Origin of the sequence: Synechococcus sp. B60.1 (assembly GCF_047462555.1) — a bacterium.
Classification (GTDB): domain Bacteria; phylum Cyanobacteriota; class Cyanobacteriia; order Thermostichales; family Thermostichaceae; genus Thermostichus.
In genome coordinates, this window is record NZ_JANSJN010000029.1 from 19,843 (window position 1) to 26,014 (window position 6,172).

Sequence of the window (6,172 nt, forward strand, 5' to 3'; positions counted from 1 at the left end):
CCAACGGGCCCGCAAGCCCGGCTGGCCGGAGATGGGAAACTCCTCTTCCAGGGGGATGCGGGTTTCCACCACCCGCTTGTATTTTTCAAAAAAGCCAGCCGTGCGGTTGATGGGCAACAGCTCGCACAGCCTTTGGCCGAGGATCTCCTCCCGGCGGCGGGAAATGAGCTCCTCCCCTTTGGCGTTGACATCGACGAAGACAAAATCCACAATCTCGCCGGTAAAAGGATCCCGCACCGCCTCCAACAGATAAATGGCATCCAGGCTGGCTTCCAGCGCTGCGCGGAAACGGGCCTCCGGGCTGGAAGTTGCCAGCGATCCCTTGAAAATGAGCTTGAAAACTCTCTTAAAGAGAGGGATCCGCCGCCGGAGCCAGCCAAGCCCTAGAAGTGCTCCGAGAACCAAAACAATCCCCCCAAGCATAAAGCTGGCCCAGCCCGGCAGCATTATCTCTATCCCCAGCTCTTTTCTGGTGGCGGCTGCTTCCAGCTTATCTTCTGGTTTCCGCAGAATCGCTCAGTTAAGTTGCGGAAAAAAGCTGCCCTACCCTGCCCTGGGAAAAAGCTTTTGGCAAAGGAGGAAACCATGGAAGCTAGCCTTAACGGGGGCGCCAGCGGCAGTAGAGTTTTTCCAGATCTACCCAGACCATCACTACTGTGCTAAAGCCGACGCAAATGAGCAGCTCAGTGAGGGTCAGTTCTTCTGTCCCGAAAAAGTCGCGTAGGAAGGGCACATAGAGCAGGGCCAACTGCAGCAGCAAAGTGGTCAGCACCGCCCCCAGCAGGTAGGGGTTGGAAAAGGGGTTGAGCTCGATGGTCAGCTTGTCATTAGAGCGAACCGCCAGCGCATGGCCCATCTGGGCAATACACAGGGTGGTGAAGACCATCGTGCGCCAGTGAACAATGTAGGCTTCCACAATCGCCATCATGAGGATCGTCGCCAAGCCAAAGACGACGCCAATGCGCACCATGTAGGCGCCGAGCCCTTGGGCAAAGATGCTTTCTTTGGGGTTGAAGGGGGGGCGCTGCATCACCCCTGGCTCTGCTGGCTCCATTGCCAAAGCCAGAGCGGGCAGGCCGTCGGTTACCAAGTTCATCCAGAGGATCTGCAGGGGCGTCAGCGGCACGTCCTCTAGGCCTAGAAGGGGTGCAGCAGCCACGGTCAACACCTCGCCGATGTTGCTGCCCAGGATGTATTTCACGAAGCGGCGGATGTTGCTGTAGACCACCCGCCCTTCTTCGATGGCCGCTACGATGGTGGCGAAGTTGTCGTCTAGCAGCACCATGTCGCTGGCCTCTTTGCTGACATCGGTGCCGGTGATGCCCATGGCAATGCCGATATCCGCTTGGCGCAGGGCAGGGGCGTCGTTGACGCCATCGCCGGTCATGGCCACAAACTGGTTTTGCTTTTGCAGGGCCTGCACGATGCGCAGCTTGTGTTCGGGAGCCACGCGGGCGTAGACGTTGACTTTCTGCACCGTCTCCATCAGCTCCTCAAAGCTCAGCCGGGAGAGGGTGCGCCCATCAATGGCCTGGTTCTCGGAGTCGAGAATGCCCAGCTCGCGGGCAATAGCGATGGCGGTGAGTTGGTGATCGCCGGTAATCATCAGGGTGCGGATCCCGGCCTGCCGGCAGCGGGCTACCGCTTCCCGCGCTTCGGGCCGAGGGGGATCGTACATGCCCACTAGGCCCAGCCACACCAGGTTGCGCTCGATCTCCTCCAGGTTCTCCGGGATCCGCGGCAACTGCTGAGTGGCCACCCCCAAAACCCGGATGCCCTGGCCGGCGAGGCGGTTGTTGGCGCCCAAAATGGCCTGGCGATCGGCTTCTGAGAGGGCCTGCCAAGTTCCGCTTTTCTGGATATAGGTGCACTGCTCCAGCACCAGCTCCGCGGATCCCTTGACGTAGATGCGGTAGCTGCCCTCCTCTTGCACCACCACGCTCATGCGCTTGCGTTCCGAGCTAAAAGGGATCTCCTGCACCCGCGGGTGCTGCTCTTGCAAAGAGGCTTTCTGCAGGTTGGCCTTGGCGGCAGCCACCAGCAGGGCGGCCTCGGTGGGATCCCCCAGGATTGACCAGGTGGGGGCAGCGCCGCGCTGGGCTGAGAGATTGGCTTGCAACAGGGCATCGTTGCAGAAGACCACCGCCCTGAGAAGGGCCTGCAAATCGGGGGCACGCTGGGGATCGATGGGCTGGCCGCCGCAGTAGAAGGATCCCTTGGGAATATAACCGCTGCCGCTGACGTGGTAGTGGCGCTCGGGGGTGAGGATGTCGGTAACCACCATTTTGTTTTCGGTGAGGGTGCCGGTCTTGTCGGAGCAGATGGTGGTGACAGATCCCAGGGTCTCTACGGCCGGCAGGCGGCGGATCAAGGCGTTGCGGCGCACCATGCGCTGGGTGCCGATGGCCAAGGTAACCGTGATGACAGCCGGCAGCCCCTCCGGCACCACCGCCACGGCCATGCTGAGGGAAGTTTCCAGCAGCGAGGCAAAAGGCGCCATGCTCCCGGCTTGGAGCAGCCCCACGATCACCACCAGCGCCACCAAGGCCAGGGATCCCGACACCAGCACATTGCCCAACTGGCTCATGCGCCGCTGCAGGGGGGTGGGCTCGTTTTCCACCGTCTGCAGCAGCCTGGCCACCTTGCCCAGCTCCGTGTTCATGCCGGTGGCAGTAACCAAGAGGATCCCTCGCCCCTGCAGCACCTCGGTGCCCATGAAGGCCATGTTGCGCCGCTCGCCCAGCTCTGTGTCTTCGGGGAGGACACAATCAGCCTGCTTGGTAACCGGTACCGCCTCTCCGGTCAGGGCCGCCTCTCGCACCTGTAGGTTCACCGCTTCCGCCAAGCGCCCATCGGCTGGGATCTGCACCCCTGCTTCCAGCAGCACCCGATCCCCTGGCACCAACTGGTTGGCAGGGATCTCCTGCCACAGCCCGTCCCGCTGCACCCGCACGCTGGGGGAGGCCAATTTTTTTAGGGCCGCCAGCGCTTTTTCCGCCCGGCTTTCTTGCAAGTAGCCCAGCAGGCCATTGAGACCTACAACCAGCAAAATGGCTAGGGCATCTTTAGGAAACTCTCTCTTTTGCCAATCCAAAAGGGCTGAGATCGCCGCCACGGCAATCAGCATCAGCAACATGACGTTGCGGAATTGGTCGAGAAAGAGCTGCCAGGCGCTGCGGCCAGAAGTGGAGATCAGCTCGTTGGGACCGAATTCCCGCTGCCTTTGGATCACCTGCTGGGTAGTCAGGCCAGAATCGGGATCGGTCTGCAACTTCTGGATAACAGCGGGAAGAGGAAGACTATGCCAGGCAGGAGTAGAAACAGCGGCGGATCCAGAAGCTTGGGCCATCGCAAACACTTCCAGGGAATGGACAAATTCTACGTTAGCTCTCGAAGCTTTCCATAGAGGAAAAGGGATCCCCATTTCCCCAGTTTCGTGGCAAGGTGGGGACAGAGGCCCCCTGGAGACTGCTATGGCGAGCAAAACTCCCACTCGCGATGTTCAAGTGGCCGTTATCGGCCCCTCTACCTTGGTTCTCCGCTCTCGCACCTGGGAGCGCCTCAAGTTTGAGCTGGAATACGCCCGGCAGCGGGGCACCACGGCCAACAGTTACCTCATCCAGGCCCGGCAGACCTTGCTCATTGATCCGCCGGGGGAGTCGTTTACAGACATTTTTCTGGAGGAGCTGGCCCAGCACCAGTACCTGCAGCGGCTGGACTTTATCCTGCTCAGCCACGTCAACTTCAACCGCCTTGCCACCCTCAAGGCACTTCTGCCGCTGGCTCCCTATGCAGTGGTGCTCTGCTCTAAGCCGGGATCCCTCACCCTGCGAGCCGCTTTTGAGGGCAGGGAATCCCCGCCTCCTAGCCGGGATGAAGAGGAGGCCGCCGATTTTGGCATTCCCTACGGCAATGACCAGTCCTTTCGCCTGCGGGTAATCCGGGATGGGGATTGCCTGGATCTAGGCGAGGGCCATGAGCTGCACTTTCGCACTGTCCCCACGCCCCGCCACCCCGATGCCCTCTGCACCTACGACCCAGCCACTGGGATCCTCTTTACCGACAAGCTGTTTGGTGCCCATGTCTGCGACGAGCAGGTGTTCGACGAGCACTGGCGGCAGCTTAGCGAGGATCGCCGCTACTACTTCGACTGCTTACACCGCAGCCAAGCGCCCCAGGTAAAAGCAGCCCTGGCCAAGCTGGAGGAGTTCCCCGCCCAGATCTACGCCCCCGCCCACGGCCCCTTGGTGCGCCACAGCCTGCGGCGGCTGCGTCTAGACTACCAGCTTTGGTGTGAAGAGGATCCCTTGGAGCAGCGGGTAGCTCTCCTCTATACCTCTGCCTACGGGAACACGGGCCTGATGGCGGTAGCCATTGCCCAAGGCTTGGAGCGAGCAGGAGTTACCGTGGAGCGGATTAACTGCGAATGGGCTACCCCTGAAGAGATTGCCCAGGCCCTGGAGCGCTGCCAAGGGTTCATTATCGGATCCCCTACCTTGGCCGGCCACCCCCCTGTCCAGATCCAAACAGCCCTAGGCATTATCCTCTCTTCTGTTCCCACCAGCAAGCTGGCCGGGGTCTTCGGCTCCTATGGCTGGAGCGGTGAAGCTGTGGATCTCATTGAAAGCAAGTTGCTCAACGCCGGCTTTACCCTGGGGTTTGCCACCATCCGCGCCAGGTTCAAGCCTACCCCCGCCGTCCTGGAAGCCTGTCAGGAGGCGGGATCCCAGTTTGCCCAAGCCCTGCGCAAGGCCAAGCGAGCCCGTGCCCCCCGCCAAGGCGGTGTTGAAACTCAGGCGGATCGGCTGGGGCAGGCCCTCAGCCGGGTTGTGGGATCCCTCTGTGTGGTGACCGCCCTGCAAGAGGGGATCCCGCGCGGCTTCCTCACCTCCTCGGTGGCCCAGGCCAGCTTCAACCCCCCTGGCCTAACCCTTTCTGTAAGTAGGGACAGCGAGGCAGAACTGCTCACCCGTCCCCAAGCGCCTTTTGTGCTGAACATTTTGCGGGAGGGCAAAAGCAGCAGCCTGCAGCGACACTTTCAACGACCCCAGCGCCCTGGTGAAGACCGCTTTGCCGGTTTGGCCACGGCTACTGCCGAAAATGGCTGCCCGGTTCTATTGGATGCCCTGGCTTACCTAGAGTGCCGTGTCAGAAGTTGGATGGAGTGTGGCGATCGCTACCTGGTCTATGCCGAGGTAGAGCGCGGCAAGGTGCTGGATCCCACGGGGGTTACCGCCATGCGGCGCGGGTAAGATAGTACTAGTATTTTGCTGGTCTCAGCTCCCAGGGGGTGCCATTGACCATGCAAGACATTCTTGAGGGGTTCTTCAAAGGTTTTGCCCAGATTGGCGGAAAAGTTGTAGAGACCGCCTTTGATATAGGCAAGGTTACCGGGTCAGCTGCGCAAACTGTCATTGGTACAGGTATCGAGACCACCCAAAAAGCTGGAGAAATTCTTCTTGGCACGGGTCAAGCCACTTTTGAAGTCATCCAGAAAGTTACAGAAACTATTGTTGACGGGACTAAAGACTATATTTTCGAAGAAGTTACCCATCATGAGCCTCATTTGATCCGCATTGAATCCTCCCTGAGGTGGGACGAGGCCCTGGTTTTCATCAACGGTTTCCTTAGCGAAGGTGAAACCCAACCTTCGGAAAAAAGACTGTTGTGGGAGACGCTTCGACGTGCCGGATGGCAGGGATCCCTGTACTACCTTTGGTGGGATGCTTCCAACGCGGCGAGTTTGACCTTGTCCCCTCTGAAGCTAGGGGTAGGACTACTTGCCCACTGGGAAGCCCACAAAGCAAAGGCCAAAGAAGTGGGACTAAAGTACGCCTATCCCCTGCTCTCTGCTTTGCCGGAAAGGCAGATTACCCTGATGGGGTTTTCCTTGGGGGCAAGGGTAGCCTACTACATCATGCGCGGTTGGCCCCAGAGTGCAGATCGACGTCTTAAAGATGTTATCTTGCTCAGCGGTGCCGTTAGGAGGCAAGCCGATAAGAACTGGAGCCTGCATGTAGAAAATATCACCGGAAAGTTAGTAAACATCTACAACGAAGACGATTGGGTTCTGGCCTACGTCTTCAAAGTACCTTCCCTCAACCGCAGCCCCTGTGGGATCAAGCCAATTAGAGAGTTTCACCCCAGAATTGAAAACCTCAATGCCACTCAC

The 6,172-nt window shown here is 59.6% G+C and carries 3 protein-coding genes and 1 pseudogene; 2 read left to right on the forward strand and 2 right to left on the reverse strand.

The window, feature by feature from the left end; translation table 11 throughout:
• Both NW863_RS05040 and NW863_RS05045 read right to left on the reverse strand, forming a co-directional pair.
• Positions 1–405: pseudogene (locus NW863_RS05040) on the reverse strand (hypothetical protein); the annotation flags it as partial.
• 193 nt (positions 406–598) lie between these two features.
• On the reverse strand, positions 599–3,349 hold the full coding sequence (locus tag NW863_RS05045; protein ID WP_414364920.1) for a cation-translocating P-type ATPase: 2,751 nt from the start codon (positions 3,347–3,349) through the stop codon (positions 599–601).
• Between the two features lie 124 nt (positions 3,350–3,473).
• Here NW863_RS05045 and NW863_RS05050 point away from each other — a divergent pair, with 124 nt between their 5' ends.
• Both NW863_RS05050 and NW863_RS05055 read left to right on the forward strand, forming a co-directional pair.
• Positions 3,474–5,252 carry a diflavin flavoprotein gene (locus tag NW863_RS05050; RefSeq protein WP_414364922.1) on the forward strand — a complete coding sequence of 593 codons (1,779 nt, stop codon included), beginning with the start codon at positions 3,474–3,476 and terminating at the stop codon, positions 5,250–5,252.
• A gap of 50 nt (positions 5,253–5,302) precedes the next feature.
• Positions 5,303–6,172, forward strand: an 870-nt coding sequence (locus NW863_RS05055; RefSeq protein ID WP_414364923.1) for a DUF726 domain-containing protein, incomplete at its 3' end; no start/stop codon positions are given.

What these genes read in the sequence shown, in the direction of transcription:
- NW863_RS05045 (WP_414364920.1), bottom strand. Translation starts at nt 3,349, where the DNA reads ATGGCCCAAGCTTCTGGATCCGCCGCTGTTTCTACTCCTGCCTGGCAT.
- NW863_RS05050 (WP_414364922.1), top strand. Translation starts at nt 3,474, where the DNA reads ATGGCGAGCAAAACTCCCACTCGCGATGTTCAAGTGGCCGTTATCGGC.